This is a genomic window from Fusobacterium sp. IOR10 (assembly GCF_010367435.1).
In the GTDB taxonomy this organism is placed as follows: Bacteria; Fusobacteriota; Fusobacteriia; order Fusobacteriales; family Fusobacteriaceae; genus Fusobacterium_B.
Genome location: NZ_WJWY01000021.1, coordinates 18,230 through 35,738 on the forward strand (window position 1 = coordinate 18,230; position 17,509 = coordinate 35,738).

Annotated in this window: 16 protein-coding genes; all 16 read right to left on the bottom strand. The window is 27.8% G+C overall.

Annotated elements, in window-relative coordinates; translation table 11 throughout:
• Positions 1 to 14 precede the first annotated feature (14 nt).
• Positions 15 to 497 (bottom strand): cell division protein SepF, encoded by a 483-nt coding sequence (sepF, locus tag GIL12_RS06965; RefSeq protein ID WP_163469782.1) that lies wholly within the window; start codon positions 495 to 497, stop codon positions 15 to 17.
• A gap of 17 nt (positions 498 to 514) precedes the next feature.
• Positions 515 to 1,195, bottom strand: coding sequence for a YggS family pyridoxal phosphate-dependent enzyme (locus tag GIL12_RS06970; protein WP_163469783.1), 681 nt, complete (start codon positions 1,193 to 1,195; stop codon positions 515 to 517).
• Between the two features lie 14 nt (positions 1,196 to 1,209).
• On the bottom strand, positions 1,210 to 2,292 hold the full coding sequence (gene hemW / locus GIL12_RS06975; protein WP_163469784.1) for a radical SAM family heme chaperone HemW: 1,083 nt from the start codon (positions 2,290 to 2,292) through the stop codon (positions 1,210 to 1,212).
• A 51-nt stretch (positions 2,293 to 2,343) separates the two neighbouring features.
• Positions 2,344 to 4,068 (bottom strand): phospho-sugar mutase, encoded by a 1,725-nt coding sequence (locus GIL12_RS06980; RefSeq protein ID WP_163469785.1) that lies wholly within the window; start codon positions 4,066 to 4,068, stop codon positions 2,344 to 2,346.
• A 36-nt stretch (positions 4,069 to 4,104) separates the two neighbouring features.
• Positions 4,105 to 4,983: a UTP--glucose-1-phosphate uridylyltransferase GalU gene (gene galU / locus GIL12_RS06985; protein WP_163469786.1), complete on the bottom strand. Its 879-nt coding sequence runs from the start codon at positions 4,981 to 4,983 to the stop codon at positions 4,105 to 4,107.
• A gap of 29 nt (positions 4,984 to 5,012) precedes the next feature.
• Positions 5,013 to 6,929, bottom strand: a complete 1,917-nt coding sequence (gene metG, locus GIL12_RS06990) for a methionine--tRNA ligase (RefSeq protein WP_163469787.1) — start codon at positions 6,927 to 6,929, stop codon at positions 5,013 to 5,015.
• A gap of 35 nt (positions 6,930 to 6,964) precedes the next feature.
• Entirely contained in the window at positions 6,965 to 7,585 is a 621-nt protein-coding gene (locus GIL12_RS06995) for a lysophospholipid acyltransferase family protein (RefSeq protein ID WP_163469788.1), read from the bottom strand.
• Positions 7,586 to 7,728: 143 nt separating this feature from the next.
• Positions 7,729 to 8,076, bottom strand: coding sequence for a YbaB/EbfC family nucleoid-associated protein (locus tag GIL12_RS07000; RefSeq protein WP_163469789.1), 348 nt, complete (start codon positions 8,074 to 8,076; stop codon positions 7,729 to 7,731).
• A gap of 76 nt (positions 8,077 to 8,152) precedes the next feature.
• Positions 8,153 to 9,916, bottom strand: a complete 1,764-nt coding sequence (gene sppA / locus GIL12_RS07005) for a signal peptide peptidase SppA (protein WP_163469790.1) — start codon at positions 9,914 to 9,916, stop codon at positions 8,153 to 8,155.
• A 17-nt stretch (positions 9,917 to 9,933) separates the two neighbouring features.
• Positions 9,934 to 11,409, bottom strand: coding sequence for a uridine kinase (locus GIL12_RS07010; RefSeq protein WP_163469791.1), 1,476 nt, complete (start codon positions 11,407 to 11,409; stop codon positions 9,934 to 9,936).
• Positions 11,410 to 12,213: 804 nt separating this feature from the next.
• Positions 12,214 to 13,716: a DUF1846 domain-containing protein gene (locus GIL12_RS07015; RefSeq protein WP_163469792.1), complete on the bottom strand. Its 1,503-nt coding sequence runs from the start codon at positions 13,714 to 13,716 to the stop codon at positions 12,214 to 12,216.
• Positions 13,717 to 13,733: 17 nt separating this feature from the next.
• A complete protein-coding gene (locus GIL12_RS07020) occupies positions 13,734 to 14,945 on the bottom strand; it encodes a pyridoxal phosphate-dependent aminotransferase (RefSeq protein WP_163469793.1) in 1,212 nt (403 codons plus the stop codon).
• Positions 14,946 to 15,051: 106 nt separating this feature from the next.
• Entirely contained in the window at positions 15,052 to 15,867 is an 816-nt protein-coding gene (thiM, locus tag GIL12_RS07025) for a hydroxyethylthiazole kinase (RefSeq protein ID WP_163469794.1), read from the bottom strand.
• A 2-nt stretch (positions 15,868 to 15,869) separates the two neighbouring features.
• Positions 15,870 to 16,505 (bottom strand): thiamine phosphate synthase, encoded by a 636-nt coding sequence (thiE, locus tag GIL12_RS07030; protein WP_163469795.1) that lies wholly within the window; start codon positions 16,503 to 16,505, stop codon positions 15,870 to 15,872.
• A complete protein-coding gene (gene thiD / locus GIL12_RS07035) occupies positions 16,498 to 17,304 on the bottom strand; it encodes a bifunctional hydroxymethylpyrimidine kinase/phosphomethylpyrimidine kinase (RefSeq protein WP_163469796.1) in 807 nt (268 codons plus the stop codon). Before thiD ends, thiE begins: the two co-directional genes overlap by 8 nt.
• A 117-nt stretch (positions 17,305 to 17,421) precedes the next feature.
• Positions 17,422 to 17,509 (bottom strand): IS3 family transposase (locus tag GIL12_RS07040; protein WP_163469728.1); only part of this gene is annotated, 88 nt, incomplete at its 5' end.

Consider the following 17,509-nt stretch of genomic DNA (forward strand, 5'->3'; position numbering starts at 1 on the left):
CTTTAAAACTCCTTTTATTTTAAATTAAACAAATTGTTTTTATTTTGTTTTTTTCCCCTGTCAAAGAATACATTCATATCCTTTGGAACAGATACATATACATTAGCACTAATATCTATTAATCTAGCTTCTTTAATAGACATAGCTCCACTTAAAAAGTCAATTATCCTTTGGGCTGTTTCTTTATCTAAATATTCTAAATTTAATGTAACCACTTTATCATTTTTTATATATTTAGCTATTTTTTTACAATCTTCATATTTCTTTAAGTCAACTATAACACTTTGATAATCTGAAATATCTTCTTCCATCACAATAGACTCTTTTTTTTCAATATCTTTTTTCCCAAAAAATTTTCCTTTGTTAATTTTCATTTCTTCTGATTGAATTTTTTCGCTTTGAAAATCAACTATCCCACTATCTTCATTTTCAACATCAGAGCCACCCATGCCAAATATTTCTTTAAAACTTTCTAACTTGTTTCTCTTCTTATTCATTATGTCCACCTCCATCATTAGCTATAAAGTTTGCTTCCAACTCTTATTATTGTTGCCCCTTCTTCAAGAGCTATTTTATAATCATGACTCATGCCCATTGAAAGTTCACTAAGAGTTCCATTGAAATATTTTTCATTTAAATCCTCTTTTATTTCTCTTAATTTTCTAAAACTAGCTCTCACTTTTTCTTCATCATCTGTATTTGGAGCTATTGTCATTAACCCTTTAATTTTTATATTTTCTAGTTTCATTAATTCTGGCAAATCTTTATAAAAATCACTTTCTTCGTATCCTTCCTTTGAATCCTCTCCACTTAAATTTATTTCTATTAATACATCTATAACTCTTTTTACATTTTTTGCCCTTTTATTAATTTCCTCAGCAATTGACATTCTATTTACAGAATGTATCATATGAATATACCCTATAATATATTTTACTTTATTTTTTTGTAAATTTCCTATGAAATTCCAATTAATATTATTTTTTTCTTCCCCTAGTAGTTCTCTTTTATCCTCTAAAACTTGAACCCTATTCTCTCCAAAGTCTAATATTTCATTTTCAATTAATTCTTCTAATTTAGGTTTATCCACTATTGGATATTTAGTTACTGCAACTAACTTAACTTTTTGTGGATACGAAGAATGTTTTTTTATATCATTTTGTATTTCTTTGACTCTTTCAGTTACTATTGACAAAAAATCACCCTCTCTCATATAAATTTTTCAAATACATCGTTTGCTAAAAACAATCCTTTTTTAGTTAATATATATCTTCCATCTTTTTTAATTAAAAAATTTTTATTTTCAAGCTCTTTATAAATTTTCACATAATTTTCCTCTGTATTTGGAACTATTCCCTCTTCTAAAAGTCTAAGACCTAATATATGTCTGTATTCTTCTAGAGACACTTCATCTACTATTTCATTTTCTAATATTGGTTTTTTACCTATTAATATACTATCACAATAAGAACTAAATTTCATCTGATTTTTATACCTAATATTATCTAAATAACCTGAAGCACCTAATCCAACTCCTAAATATTCTTTATTTCTCCAATATTTAGTATTATGTCTAGCTTCATAGCCCTTTTTACAAAAATTTGAGATTTCATAATGAGTATATGAATTTTTTTTAGCATAGTCAATTATATATTCATACATATCTGCTTCTAAATCATTTTCTGTCTCTTTATATTCACCTTTTTTTAATTTTTCGTAAAAATTAGTTCCAGGTTCCCAAATTAAAGAATATATTGAAAAATGTTCTGGATTTAATTCTATTAACTTTTTCATATCCATTTTCACATCTTCAATACTTTCTTCTGGTAAGGAAAACATTAAATCTAGGCTAATACTATTAAAACCTATTTTTCTAGTTTCCTTATATACACTTATTCCCTCTTGAATATTGTGTATCCTTCCTAATTTTTTTAAAAATTTATCATTGAAACTTTGAATTCCTATACTTAGCCTATTTATTCCTGCATTTTTAAATTCTCTTATTTCTTCGCCACTAGCTGTTTTAGGATTCAATTCCAGTGTTACTTCTGCATTAGCATTTATACTCAATGTATTTAATATTCTTTTTATTTGTTCCCCTTTTAAAAGAGAGGGGGTTCCTCCACCAAAATAAACTGTATCGTAATTATATTTAGGGTAGAGCTCTATTTCTTTAATTAAATTTACAACATATTTCTCTATTGTTTCTTCATCACTTTTAAAGGATAAAAAATCACAGTAATTACATTTTTTCACGCAAAAAGGAATATGAATATATATTGCATCTACCATTTTTCCTCCCATGTTTTAAAAAAGAGGGGAACTATCCCCTCTAAATATTAATTATAATGAATCTACAAACTCAATAAATTGTTCACTTACTTCTTTTATACGAAGATCAGCTTCTTCTTTAGTTTTACCTTTTACATAAATATAGTATTTAATTTTAGGCTCTGTACCTGAAGGTCTAACTGTTATTAGAATATCATCTTCCAATGTGAACTGTAAAACATTTGATTTTGGAAGTTCTATTGTTTTTCTATGACAATGTTCAAAATCTATTTCAATACTTTTTTTGAAATCTTTCAATGAAATAACTTTTTTCCCAATCATGTTTTTAATTTCTTTTTCTCTTAGGGTTTTCATAATTTTTTTAATTGCCTTTGCTCCATCCATCCCTTTTTTCACAATAGATACTACATCTTCTCCAAACCAACCATATTTTTTATAAATTCTATCTAATTCTTCTGCTATTGAACTTCCTATACTTTCATAATAAGCTCCTATTTCTGAAATTAATAGGGATGCAACAACAGCATCTTTATCCCTTACATGGGTTCCTTTTAAATATCCTATTGATTCTTCAAATCCAAATAAATAAGTTCCATCTAATTTTCCTGTTTTAAATTCCTCTATTTTTTCTCCAATATATTTAAATCCAGTTAAAGTTCTATACATTTTAACTTTATATTTTTTTGCTATTTCATCTAACATAGGTGTTGAAACTATTGTAGAAACAACTGCTCCATTTTTAGGAATATTTTCTGTATTTTTTAAAATATAATCCATTAAAATCATTCCTATTTGATTTCCATTTGGATATATCCATTCACCAGCTTTTGTTTTTACTGCTATTCCTGTTCTATCACCATCTGGATCATTTCCTATACAAAGGTTAGCTCCTATTTCATCTGCAAGTTTTGTTGATAATTTAAAAACTGTTTTATCTTCAGGATTTGGATAAGAACAAGTTGGGAACATACCATCTGGAACCTCTTGTTCCTTTACAACATGAACACCATCAAAGCCCATTTCAGAAAGAATTCTCTTCACTGGTCTTCCTGCAGTTCCATGAAGAGGAGAATAAACTATTTTATAATCTTTTTTACCAGGTATATCAACATTTATAGCTTCTTTTTTCACTGCCTCTATAAATTTATCATCTATTTCTTTTCCTATAATTTCTAGAAGTCCTTTTTCTTTAGCTTCTTCCATTGTTGTCATTTTTATACTTTTAAAATCTTTAACATTATTTACTTCTGAAATTATTCCACTAGCTTCTGGCTCTACAATTTGACAGCCAATATCCCAGTAAACTTTATATCCATTATATTCTTGAGGATTGTGTGAAGCTGTTACAACTATACCTGATTGAGCTCCAAGTTCTCTAATTGTAAATGAAAGTTCTGGTGTTGTTCTCAAAGATTCATATAAATAAGATTTTATACCATTTCCTGCAAGTACCAAAGCAGCATTCATAGCATATTCAGAAGATCCTATTCTACAGTCATAGGCAATGGCCACCCCTTTTTTCATTCCTTCTTGACCAGTTGTCTTTATTATATAGTTAGCAAGTCCTTGAGTGGCTTTTCTTACAATATATTTATTTATACGATTAGTCCCAATTCCTCTTATACCTCTCATTCCAGCAGTTCCAAAACTCAAATTGGTATAAAATCTTTCCTCTATTTCCTTATAATTTAAATCTTTTAACTCTTCTTTATCATTAGGATCTATATAGTCTGACTCTAGCCATAATTTATATGTTTCCATTACCTTTTCTTTCATACGGCATCTCCTTTCTTTCTATTTTTATATTTAATTTTATAACTTTACTTCTTCTTTTAAGTATTTAATTAAATCTTCCCTTGTTTCTTTATTTCTTAGACCAAAATCAATATTTGCCTTTAGCAGGCCTATTTTATTTCCAATATCATATCTCTTCCCATGAAAATTATGAGCTACTACTTTTTTCCCATTTTTTAACATTTTTAGTATACCATCTGTTAATTGAATTTCTCCACCTTTTCCTGGCTCTGTTTCTTCTAGAGATTTAAATATTTCTGAACTTAGAAGATATCTTCCTAGGCACGCTAGTGTTGATGGAGCTTCTTTTATACTTGGTTTCTCTATGAAATTTTCCACTGCAACTGTTTTTTCATCTAAGGTTACACCTGGTTTTACTATTCCATATTTACACACATCTTTCTCATTAACATTTTGTACTCCAAGTACACTTGCTCCATATTTTTCATATGTTTCTATTAACTGAGAAGTTGCTGTTTTACCTTCTGTATAAACTATATCATCACCTAGAGCTATTACAAATGGTTCATTTCCTATAAATGGTTTTGCCTTTAATATTGCGTGACCTAACTCCATTGGATGAGTTTGTCTAACATAAAATATATTAGCTAAATTTGATAAGTATTGAACTTTTTCAAGTAATTTATACTTTCCTTGTTCCTTTAGAGTTTCTTCTAATTCAAAGGAATAATCAAAATGATCTTCTATTGAATTCTTATTTCTTCCTGTTATTATTACTATGTCTGTTATTCCTGATTTCACTAACTCTTCAACTATATATTGAAGGGATGGCTTATCAACTATTACAAGCATCTCTTTAGGTTGAGCTTTTGTTGCTGGTAGTACTCTTGTCCCTAGCCCTGCTGCAGGTATAACTGCTTTAGTTACCTTTCTCATTTTCCCCTCCTAAATCATTATCTCTATACTTATTTTACCTTGGACCCAACTTTTACAGAAGCATCAATTTCAACTAGTTTAATTCTTTTCTTTTCCTCTGTACTAAGAAGCATACCTTGAGATATTTCTCCCTTTAATTCAACTGGTTCTAAGTTTAATACTGCCATTACTTTTTTTCCTACTAATTCTTTATAGTCTGGATAATATTTAGCAACTCCTGAAACTATCTGTCTTATATTTTTTTTATCTTTTACTTTAAATTTTAAAAGTCTGTCTGAATCTTTCACTTTATCAACTTCTAATATTTCAACAACTTTTAATTCAACTTTTGAAAATTCATCAATATTTATTGGATTTTCTATTTTTAAATTTTTATTTATTGGATTTTTTTCTTTATCTTCTTTTTTTATTTCTAATCTTGGGAAAATAGGTGTTGCTTCTCCTAATTTATGTCCCTCTTTTAATAATCCCCATTCTTTTATATTTTCCAAAAGAGCTTCTTCTATATTTTCTTCAAATCCCAATTGAGTCCATATTTTTTGAGCTGCTTCTGGCATATATGGAGAAATTAAAACTGCTATTTTATACAAAGATTCAACTAAAATATTCATTACTCCTGCTAATCTTTGTTGTTTTTCTTTATCTTTCACAAGTAACCAAGGTGAAGTTTCATCCACATATTTATTCATTCTAGAAATAAATTTCCAAATTAATTCTAAAGCTCTTGAAAATTCCAATCTTGACATGTGATCATCTATCTTCACTAAAATATCAGCAAACAATTCTTTTACACTATTATCTATTTCATCATATTCAGCATTTCCTACTATATTTTCTCCAAAATATTTTTTGTACATTCCTAGGGTTCTATTTAATAGATTCCCTAAATCATTTGCTAAATCTGCATTTATCTTAGTCATAATTGCTTTTTCAGAATAATCTCCATCATTTCCAAATGAAACTTCCTTTAATAGGTAGTATCTAAATGCATCTACACCATATTTTTTTATTTCATCTAAAGGGGAAACAACATTTCCTTTAGATTTTGACATTTTTTCTCCTTCAGATGTCCACCAACCATGGGCAACTATTTTATCAGGTAATTTAATTCCTGCTGAAAGTAGCATACAAGGCCAAATAATAGCATGGAATCTAACTATATCTTTTCCTAAAAGATGAACTACTTCTCCATTTGTCCATCTTTCTTCAAAATTCTCAACATTATTTTCATATCCAACTGCTGTTAAATAGTTTGTTAAAGCATCAAACCAAACATAAGTTATGTGCCCAGGTGCAAATTCTATAGGAATTCCCCATTCGAAAGTATTTCTAGATATTGATAAATCCTGTAATCCTTGTTTAATAAAAGATGTCACTTCGTTTCTTCTTGAATGAGGTAGTATGAAATCAGGATTTTCATCTATATGTTTTAATAGAGCATCTTGATATTTTGACATTTTAAAGAAATATGATTCCTCTTTTACTATTCTTAAAGGTTTCCCACAATCTGGACAAGTATCCCCTTCTCCAACTTGATTTTCAGGAACAAATGTTTCACAAGAAACACAATATTTTCCTTCATAATCTCCTTTATAAATATCTCCCTTTTCATATACAGTCTTTAGAATTTTTGTAACTGCTTTTTTATGTCTTTCTTCTGTTGTTCTTATGAAATCATCATTTTTAACATTTAAAGCTGTCCACATTTCTTTAAATCTTGGAGCCATTTTATCTGTCCAAGCTTGAGGTGATAGACCTTTAGCCTTTGCTGTTTCTTCAACTTTTTGACCATGTTCATCAGTACCTGTTAAAAAAAATACGTCATATCCTGCTGTTTTTTTATATCTTGCCATTGTGTCTGCAGCTATTGTAGTATAAGCACTACCAACGTGAGGATCACCATTTACATAGTATATTGGTGTTGTTATATAAAATTTATTATTCATTATTTCCTCCTAATTTTTTGTGAATATATTCTTATTTATTTTCTTAATGCTTTTTCTGCTTTTAAATTAAGTCTTTTTAATTCTTCTTCTGCTATTTGTTGATATTTTTTTATGTTTTCTCCCTCAGGAATATACATTCTTTCTCCAATAACGCAAACTACCTCTGAAAATGGTTTTGGTAATTGAAATTTATCCCAAGCTTTTGAAAAAACCCATTTTTTACTATAGGCTCCACCTAGACATATGAAAGGCTTTCCTGTTTTTTGAGCAATATATATCATTCCTTTTTTTGCCCTAAATACTGGACCCTTTGGTCCGTCTAAAGGAGTACCTAAGGTATATCCTTCTTTAACTAGTTTAACCATTTTAACAACACTTTTAATAGAGTCTCTACCTGAAGATCCTCTCACTATTTTATATCCCATCATTTCAAGGGGAGTAGCTATTAACTCTCCATCTTTAGAAGGACTAGCAAGACCCACTTTTTTATCTAATTCCCCTAGACAAAATAGAGATATTGCCAATTTATTATGCCAAAATCCACATACATAAGTTTCTTTACTATCAATTTTTTCCTCTTCTATTATTCTTATTTTTAGAGTCATTTTTATAATTCTTAAAATAAAATATAACAATATTCCATAAAATTTATACATTTTATAATCTCCTAAAATCTTTATTTAAAACATTATTTAATCTTTTTTCATATACTAGATATTATATCATAATTTTAGTATTAAAAAAAGTGCCAATACATATATGCATTAACACTTTTTATGTTTCATTCTATAAGTTTTAATTAGAATAATCCTGGAATATTCATTCCTCCAGTTACAGATGACATTTCTTTTTCAGATAGCTCTTCTGCTTGTCTGATAACTTCAGTAACAGCTGAAAGAATTAAGTCTTCTAACATTTCTTTATCTTCTGCAGCTTCTTTTACTATCTCATCAGAAAGAGAAACACTTAAAACTTCCTTTTGACCATTAGCTTTTATAACTACTGCTCCTCCACCAACTGAAGATTCAACTTCTTTTTCTTTTAAACCTTCTTGAATTTTCAACATTTCTTGTTGCATAATTTGAGCTTTTTTTACTATATCCATTTGGTTTCCACCATTTTTAGCAGATTTTAATTTTCTAACCACTATATTCCCCCCTAATTTTTTATTCTTAAACTACTTTTTGATTATATCATAATTTTTAAAACTATTGAAATAAAATTTAAAATTTTGTATCTGTAGCATATAAAATAGGTCTTCTCAAAAGTTCTTCTTGTAATGTAAATTCTTTCATATTTTTAAATTCATTAATTAATAAATCATTTCCAATAATATCTTTAAATATATATTTTGGAAGTATTGTTTTTAATAAAGATTCAAATTTTTCTTGTCTTATTGTCTCTACAACTTTATAGTCATTTATATCTAACTTCAAAGCCAAGTCACTTATAGCTTTTTCCAAGCCCCCTATCTCATCAATAAGTCCTATTTCTTTTGCTTCACTTCCTAGCCAAACCCTTCCTCCAGCTATTTTTTCCACATCAGAAATTTTCATTTTTCTACTAATTGACATTTTTGACAAAAATTCATTATAAGAACCTATACTAGAATTATAAATTTTATTTTTCATTTCAGGGGATAATTTTCTATATATTCCCATACTTGTATCATATTTATTATTTGTTATTTGATCATAATTAATTCCTATTTTTTTCAATAATTTTGATGCATTTGGAATTATTGTAACTACACCTATTGACCCTGTTATACTTTCCTTGTCTGCATAAATTTTGTCCCCTGCAGCTGAAATGAAATATCCCCCTGAGGCTGCTACTCCTCCCATGGATACATATACTGGCTTTTTAAATTCTTTCAATGATTTATATATTAAATCTGAGGCTAAGGCAGAACCTCCTGGAGAATTCACCCTTAAAACAACGCCTTTTATTCTTTTATCTTTATCTATAATTCTCAACTTTTCTTTTACAGATTCTGGAGTTATAATTTTTTCCACTTTTTTAGAATTATCATTTAATACAATATTTCCTTCAAGATATAATATTGCTATCTCATTTTCCTCTGATTTCTTTTCTGCTTTTTTCTCTTGATAATATCTTGCTAAATATTCACCTTTAGAAAGGTAATTGCTAATTTCATTTTTAGCTAAAAAATCTTCATAATAAATAACTTGATCTACTAATTTATTATCCTTTAAATTATCAGCTGAAGACATTATAAAATCTCCTGATAGAATTTTTTTATTTATTTCAGCCTTTTCTAAATGTCTCTTTCTTGCAATATCACCAACATAATTTTCATAAAGCTTGTTGTATATTCTTCTAGTATTTTCACTAAATTCTTTACTCATATGAGTATTTTTATAGTTCTCTCCATAACTTTTAAAATCTCCAATATGAATAATTTCAGCCTCTAACCCTAGGTTATCTCCTAAAGTTTTGTAATATGGATAATTGCTGCTATATCCAGATATTTCAGATATTAAAAAATTTGTATTTGGAATAATTATACTTTTTGCTTCTAAGGCTAATGAGTAATTTCTATTATTTATATAGTCTAAATAAGCGTATATTACTTTCCCTTCTTTTCTCAATTCTCTTATTTTTATTTTTACTTCCTCTGTTTGAGCTCTATTTAAACCATAATTATTTAATTTTAATATTAATCCCTTAACTCTCTTATCTTTTTTTATTATATTTAACTCTTTTAAAAAATCGTAGAAATTTTCTTGATGATTTAAATCAAATAATGTTTTTGTTTTGCTCTCTCCTAAAACCTTTGGCATTTCTATTACCACATATGTTTTATTTTCTATAGGAGGTAATTTCTGTTGATCCTTTACATATTTAGTTATTCCTAATATAACTAGACCTAATATAATTAACTTAAAAAAAGCCTTTACCACCTCAACAAAAAAATGTTTGAAAAAATTTTTGAAAACTTTTAATCCTTTTTTTAAAATTTCCACATTTATCCCCACTTTCTCTAATATTTATAGAATACACTTCCTCCTATAAATTCTTTTAATATGGAATTTGTAGGAACTATAGATTGATCAACTGTTATAAAACAACTTAGCAAATCTGCTAATTTTTTAGCTTCATCATACTCAGGTGAATCTACACTTATTTTCATTAATTCTTTTAAAGCATATGGTTTAAGAATACATAATTCATAACTTAAACTTGAATTAAAAATTTCATCTGCATCTTCTTGAAATGGAAATATCCATTTTTCTTCCCCTTTTCTTATGGAATGCCACATAGCTAATGTTTCTTCCCCTGGAGTTTTTCTTGATATGCTATCCCTAACTATTCTTCTAATTTTTCTAACATCTGTAGTGTGTACTCTGTTATGCATATCCATGTTAGTTTGAGTTAAACAACTTATGTATATTTTAAATTTTTGTTCCCTAGGAATATATTTAGTTAATTCATCATTTAACCCATGTATACCTTCTATTATAATGATTGCATCCTTAGGAAGTTTTACTTTTCTAGTTTTTTTCTTTCTTTCCCCTGTATAAAAATCATATAAAGGTAACTCCGTGTCCAATCCATTTATTAAATCTTTTAGATTTTCATTAAGTAATTTTATATCTAAAGCTTCTATTGTTTCAAAATCTTTTTGTCCATTTTCATCTAAAGGAACATTTTCTCTTCCTATGTAATAATCATCTAGAGAAATAGCCAGGGTATCAATTCCACTTGTTTTTAAATTAAGTAATAATTTTTTGGAAAAAGTTGTTTTCCCTGATGATGATGGTCCTGCAATGGTTACTATTCTAACACCTTTTTTCTTTATTATTTCATCTGAAATTTTCCCAATTTTTTTATTATGTAGGGTTTCATTTAATAATATTAACTCTAATATCTCATTATCAAATATTTTTTTATTTATACTTCCTGCATAATTTATCCCCATTATTCTTTCCCATAAATGTCCTTCTTTAAATGCTTTTGATATTTTAGGAGTATCCTTTAATGGAGCTACTTTCCAATTGAACACTTCCATTGGAGTTTTCAATATAAAACCATTATGATATTTATATATTTTGAAATCTTTAACTATACCTGTGGATTTCCCAGGACATATATAAAAATAATCTCTATATCCTTCTATTTCCACTTCTTTTATTTTTGACCATCCACAATTTTCAAGTAAGGATTTAATATCCTTTCTCTCTATAGCCTTTGCTTTTAATTTTAAATCTTCACTGTTCTCTGTTATTAAATTAATAGGTATATCCCTTGAAACTATTTCATCCATTTTTTTGTGTATTTTATTATAATCTTCAGATTCTAAAACAATTAATTTTTCATTCTTATATATTTCCCCATAAGAGCCATTGTTTAAAGAATTTTGTAACTCTACCTCATATTCTGGATATAAATCATTTACAGCTTTTAAAAAAACTAATTTTGTTGTCTCATATTGTCTGCCTTCTATCACATGTTTCATAAATCACCTCTATAAATTTATTTCCCCTCTCTTTATGGGTATTCTTATTTTATCATTTATATTTTTAAAATTCAATTTTTTCAATTTATTTTTCATATAAAAAAAAGGGCTATCCAAGTTATTACAACTTAAATAGCCCTTTATGATATTTCGATTTTGCAACTCACCTGCCTTTCCTAAGACATATCCACTGAATATACACATCTATACGTTAACTTGCTACCATATATTTACCCCATTTATGATACTCTTCTTACTTAATTTTTCCTTCTTTGATATTTCTCATCTATTGTTTTATGACTGATTCATATATAGAATTCTAGTCCTGTTTCAAAAGAAAAACTAATTTAAAAAACAACTACTAACAAAGCTAACTATTTCCTAAAATAAGAAATTAAAAATTTTATTTTACTTTTTTGATTCTAAGGTTCATAAATTACTTTTTTGATTTTAAGGTTCATAAATTACTTTTTTGATTCTAAAGTTCACAAATTACTTTTTGATTAATTCATTTTTCTTACTTTTAATTCTATATTCAATTGTGTTTTTAATGGAATAAATATAATATTAATTATTTCATTGGACTCACCTCCAAAATAATTTTAATTTTCTATCTTCCCCTCTATACTCATCCTCCTCTTGTAATTTATTTATACCTCATAATTTTACTTTTGTCAAGAATTTCACATCTTTTTTGTATATAATAATTTAACATACTATATTTAATATATATATTATCTCTCTATACTAAAAAAATACCAGCACCTAGAATAAGGGTACTGATATTTTTGTTTTTCATATTAATTATAATGCATTATAATATAAATTTTCACTAGAGAAAACTGAGTCACAAGTCATTTCAAGTCCAATTTTCCCCATTAATTGATCGTCATTTTTTCCTAAAATTGTTGTTGAATGAGCTTGGCAACCTCTTAATTTGCTCAATTCATTAATAGCTTTTGCTGCTCTTTCATCTGTAACTGCACATATTTTTAATGCAATTAAAACTTCTTCACAATTAAGTTGAGTGTTTTTATTTCTAAAATTATTCATTTTTAATTCTATAATTGGTTTAGTTATTTCTTCTGAAATTAAATGAATGGCATCATCTATTCCAGCATAATATTTAATTGCATTTAAAACTGCTGAAGCTGGAGCACACATTGTTTCAGAAGCTTTTCCTGTGATTATTTTCCCATCTTCTAGTTCTATAGCAACTGTTGATTTTTCATTAAAACTATCATCTAATTTTAAAAGTCTTTCCCTTGCTGCTACTAAAACTTTTCTATCCTCTTCTTTTAAATTAACTTCTTCCATTATAAGTTTAGCTCTTTCTAAGGACTTTTTATCAGCATAACCTTTTTTATATTCACAACCTGTTTTTAAATATCTTCTTATTATTTCTTGATTAGAAGCTTCTCTTACTACCTCATCATCTATAATTCCATATCCTACTCTATTAACTCCCATATCAGTTGGAGATTTAAATTCAGATGCTTTCCCTGTGATTTTTTCAATTATTCTTTTTAAAACAGGAAATGCTTCAATATCTCTATTGTAATTTATAGCTATTTCATCATATGCTTCCAAATGGAAAGAGTCTATTAAATTAACATCTTGTAAATCCACTGTTGCTGATTCATAAGCTATATTTAGAGGATGTTTTAAAGGTACATTCCAAACTGGAAATGTTTCAAATTTTGAATATCCTGCTTTTTTTCCTCTTTTATCTTCATGATATAATTGGCTCAAACAAGTTGCTAACTTTCCAGAACCAGGTCCTGGAGCAGTAACTACAACTATTGGTTTTGTTGTTTCTATATAAGGATTTTTCCCATATCCCTCTTCACTAACAATTGTATCTACTTCTGTAGGATATCCCTTTGTTGCTCTATGTTTATAAACTTTTATTCCTCTTTGTTGCAATTTGTTTATAAATACTGTTGTAGCTGGTTGATCATCAAATCTTGTAATTACTACACTATTAACTTGCAATTCAAAAGTTCTTAAATCATCAATAAGTCTTAGAACATCCATGTCATAAGTAATTCCAAAATCTCCTCTAATTTTATTTCTTTCAATATCTCCAGCATATACACAAATTATAACTTCAACTTTCTCTTTTAATTTATGTAATAATTTTATTTTTGCATTTTCATCAAAACCTGGAAGAACTCTTTTAGCATGTAAGTCATAAAATAATTTCCCTCCAAATTCCAAATAAAGTTTATCATAGTTATTAACTCTTTCTACTATGAATTTTGACTGCTCCTCAAGATATTTATTATGATCAAATCCTATTTTCATTATTTTCTCCTTATTAGTTATTCTTCTATTAATCCCATTACATCTTCTCTATAAACTTTTAATGCTCTTCTTAATATTATCATTGCATTTTCAATATCATCTACATTTGTACAAAAAGAAAATCTAACCTCTTGTTCTCCTTTTCCCTCTGTTTGATAAAAACCTGGTCCTGGAGCAATTAATACAGTTTGATTATTATATCTGTATTCTTCAAGTAACCATTTTGCAAATTTTTCTGAACTATCAACTGGCAATTTAGCAAAGGCATAAAATGCCCCACAAGGTTTTGAACAAACCACCCCTGGCATTTTTTCCAAATAGTTAAATAAAAGATCTCTTCTGTTTTTATATTTTTCTCTAACATCCTCAACATAGCTTTCCATTGTATTTATTAAATTAGATGCAGCATGTTGTTCAATTGTTGATACACAAAGCCTTGCTTGACAAAACTTTAAAATTTCTTTTAACAACTCTTGATTTTTAGTGGCTATTAATCCTATTCTAGCACCACATGCACTGTAATGTTTAGAAATACTATCCACTAAAACAACTCTATTTTCTATTTCTGGAATGTGAGTGAATGAAAAATATTCAACATCGTCATATATAAATTGTTTATATACTTCATCTGCAATTATGTATATATCATACTTTTCTGCAATTTCCCCTAGCATATATATTTCTTCTTTTGTATACACAGCTCCTGTTGGATTAACTGGATTTGATATCATAATCGCCCTTGTTTTTTCATCTATTAAATTTTCAATTACTTCTCTACTTGGTAAATGAAATTTTGTTTCAATAGTTGTTTCTATTGGTTTTACAACAGCCCCTGCAAACTTACAAAAACTTGAATAATTGGAATAAAAGGGTTCGGGAATTAAAACATTATCTCCCTCATTACAAATAGCCATCATTGTAAAAAATATCGCTTCACTACCACCTTGAGTTATTAAAATTTCTTCTTTATCAAAAAATGTATCCATTTTTTCATAACTTGCTTTAAAACTCTCTCTCAATTTTTCTAATCCTCTTGAATCTGAATATTTTACAATTTTATCACTAAAACTATGTAGTGCTGTAAAAAATGTATCGGGAGTTACAATATTAGGTTGTCCTATATTTAGAGCATAAACTGTTACACCTTGAGCTTTCGCTGCATCGGCTAGTGGTATCAACTTTCTTATTGGTGAATAGTTCATTGTTGAAGCTCTTTGTGATATATGCATATTTCCCCTCCTTAATTTTTTAATTTATTTCAATGATTCTTTTTTTAATTACTAAACATTATATCATATATACCATATAAATATAAAGATGATTTTAAAATTTTAATTATAAGTTTAATTCTATTTGATTTTTAAAATTAAATGTTTCCCTTGTCATATTATAAACACTATCAATAATCCAAACTCTTAAACTAGAATTTCCTTGCCCTTCAGTTAATCTTGATTCTGCAATTTCTCCTGAAATACCCATTATGGAAACTCCAACTGTTGCTCCTAAGAAATAGTCCTCTTCCACTGCACAAACACTTCCTATTAAAGAAGCTGTCATACACCCTGTTCCTGTTACTTTTCCAAGAATAGGAGTTCCATTATTTATTTTAGCAATTCTTTTCCCATCTGTCACTATATCTTCTTTACCAGTTAAGGCTATTACAGTATTTAATCTCTTTGCTAAATTAATAGCAATGTCTTCTGCATTTTCAAATTCTTCAATAGAGTCTACACCTTTATTATTTTCATTTTTTATTCCTGCTATTGATTTTATTTCAGCCATATTACCCTTTATCACTGCAAAATTAACATTTTTTATTAACTTTGTCACTAAATCCATTCTTGCCTTTGATGCCCCTGCTCCAACTGGATCTAATACAACTGGTTTTCCTAATTTATTTGCTACTTTCCCTGCTTTTACTGCCATTTTTCTCATAGCTTTATCCATTGTTCCTATATTTAATATCAAAGCTGATGAAAAGGAAAGAATATCTTCTAACTCTTCCTCACAGAAAGACATTAAAGGAGAAGCTCCCAATGCCAAAGTTATGTTTGCACAATCATTTATAGTAACTAAATTTGTTATATGAAATATAATGGGATTTTTTTCTCTTATTTTTTCAATTACATTTCCTAATAATTTTTCTTCCATTTTTACTCTCCTTTTATATAAGATAACAATGTTTCACTTGCTTTTTTTATATCTTTTTTACTTAATATTTCAGATACTATTGCCACACCATTGGTTCCAGTATTAATTACTTGATTTATATTATTTAAATGTATCCCTCCAATTGCAACATTAGGTATATCTATTCCTTCTACAATTTTTTTTAAGCCTTTTATCTCAAGAGGTTCATTAATATCACTTTTAGTTGCTGTAAAAAATATAGTCCCTATTCCAACATAATCAGCTCCACCCTTTTGAGCTAATTTAGCTTCTTCTAAATTTCCAACTGAAACTCCTATCACTTTATCTTTCCCTAGTATCTTTCTAGCGTGATCTAATTTATAATCCTTTTGACCTATATGAACACCAGTTGCATCAACTAATTTAGCAATTTCAACATTATCATTAATAATAAAAGGAATACTATATTTATCTGTAACTTTTTTTAATTCCTTAGCAATTTTTAAAAATTCTTCATCACTAATATGTTTTTCTCTAAGCTGTACTACAGTTACTCCCCCTAAAATACTTTCTTCAACTGCTTTATTTAAATCTCTTCCCTTTAATATATCCCTATCTGTAACTAGATACAAAGAATAATCTATATCCTTTTTATTCATAACTAACTCCTGCTTTTTTATATAAATCTACAAAATGTCCAACTGGACCAACACCATGTCCTATTGGAAATGAATTTTTAATAGCCTCTGTAATATATTCCTTTCCTATTTTTACACTTTCTTCTATTGAATATCCTTTTCCTATTAATGAAGCTATAGTTGAAGATAGGGTACATCCTGTTCCATGAGTATTTTTAGTATCTATTCTAATTCCATCAAATTTTACTATTTTTCCATTTTCAAGCACAAGAATATCTGTACAATTGTCAGATCTATGCCCGCCCTTCATCAACACATTTTTAGCTCCTAATTTTTGAATTCTTTTAGATGCCTCTATCATATCATCTTCATTTTCAATTTTCATTCCAGATAATATCTCCCCTTCTGGAATATTAGGTGTTATTAATTTCCCTAGACATATGAATTTTTTCAAAGCTTCAATAGCTTCATCCTTTAATAATTTATATTCACTTTTGGAAACCATAACTGGATCTATTATTATATTTTTAGCTTTATATTTTTTTAAAGCCCGTCCTATTGTTTCTATTATTTCACTACTTGATAGCATACCTATTTTAACAGCATCTACCTCTATATCTTCAAATATAACTCTTATTTGATTTTCTATTATTTCTTTAGACATTTCTTCCACTGCAAAAACTCCCATTGTATTTTGGGCTGTTACTGCAGTAATAACACTCATTCCGTAAACTCCCATTGCACTCATAGCTTTTAAATCTGCCTGAATTCCAGCTCCACCACAACTATCTGACCCTGCAATTGTTAAAACTTTTTTCATATTTAGCCTCCATAATATTTTAAGTTTTCTTCTACCTAATTAGCCCCTTCATTATAACATAAAAAAAAAGAGGTTAAACTGTAGTGAACCCATTTTCTTGGACATGAAATTTAATATTTAATTTAAGGATTGATTCCTGTATTCTGCAGGAGTTAATCCTTTTAATTTTATTTTAATTCTCTGATTATTATAATAATCAATATAA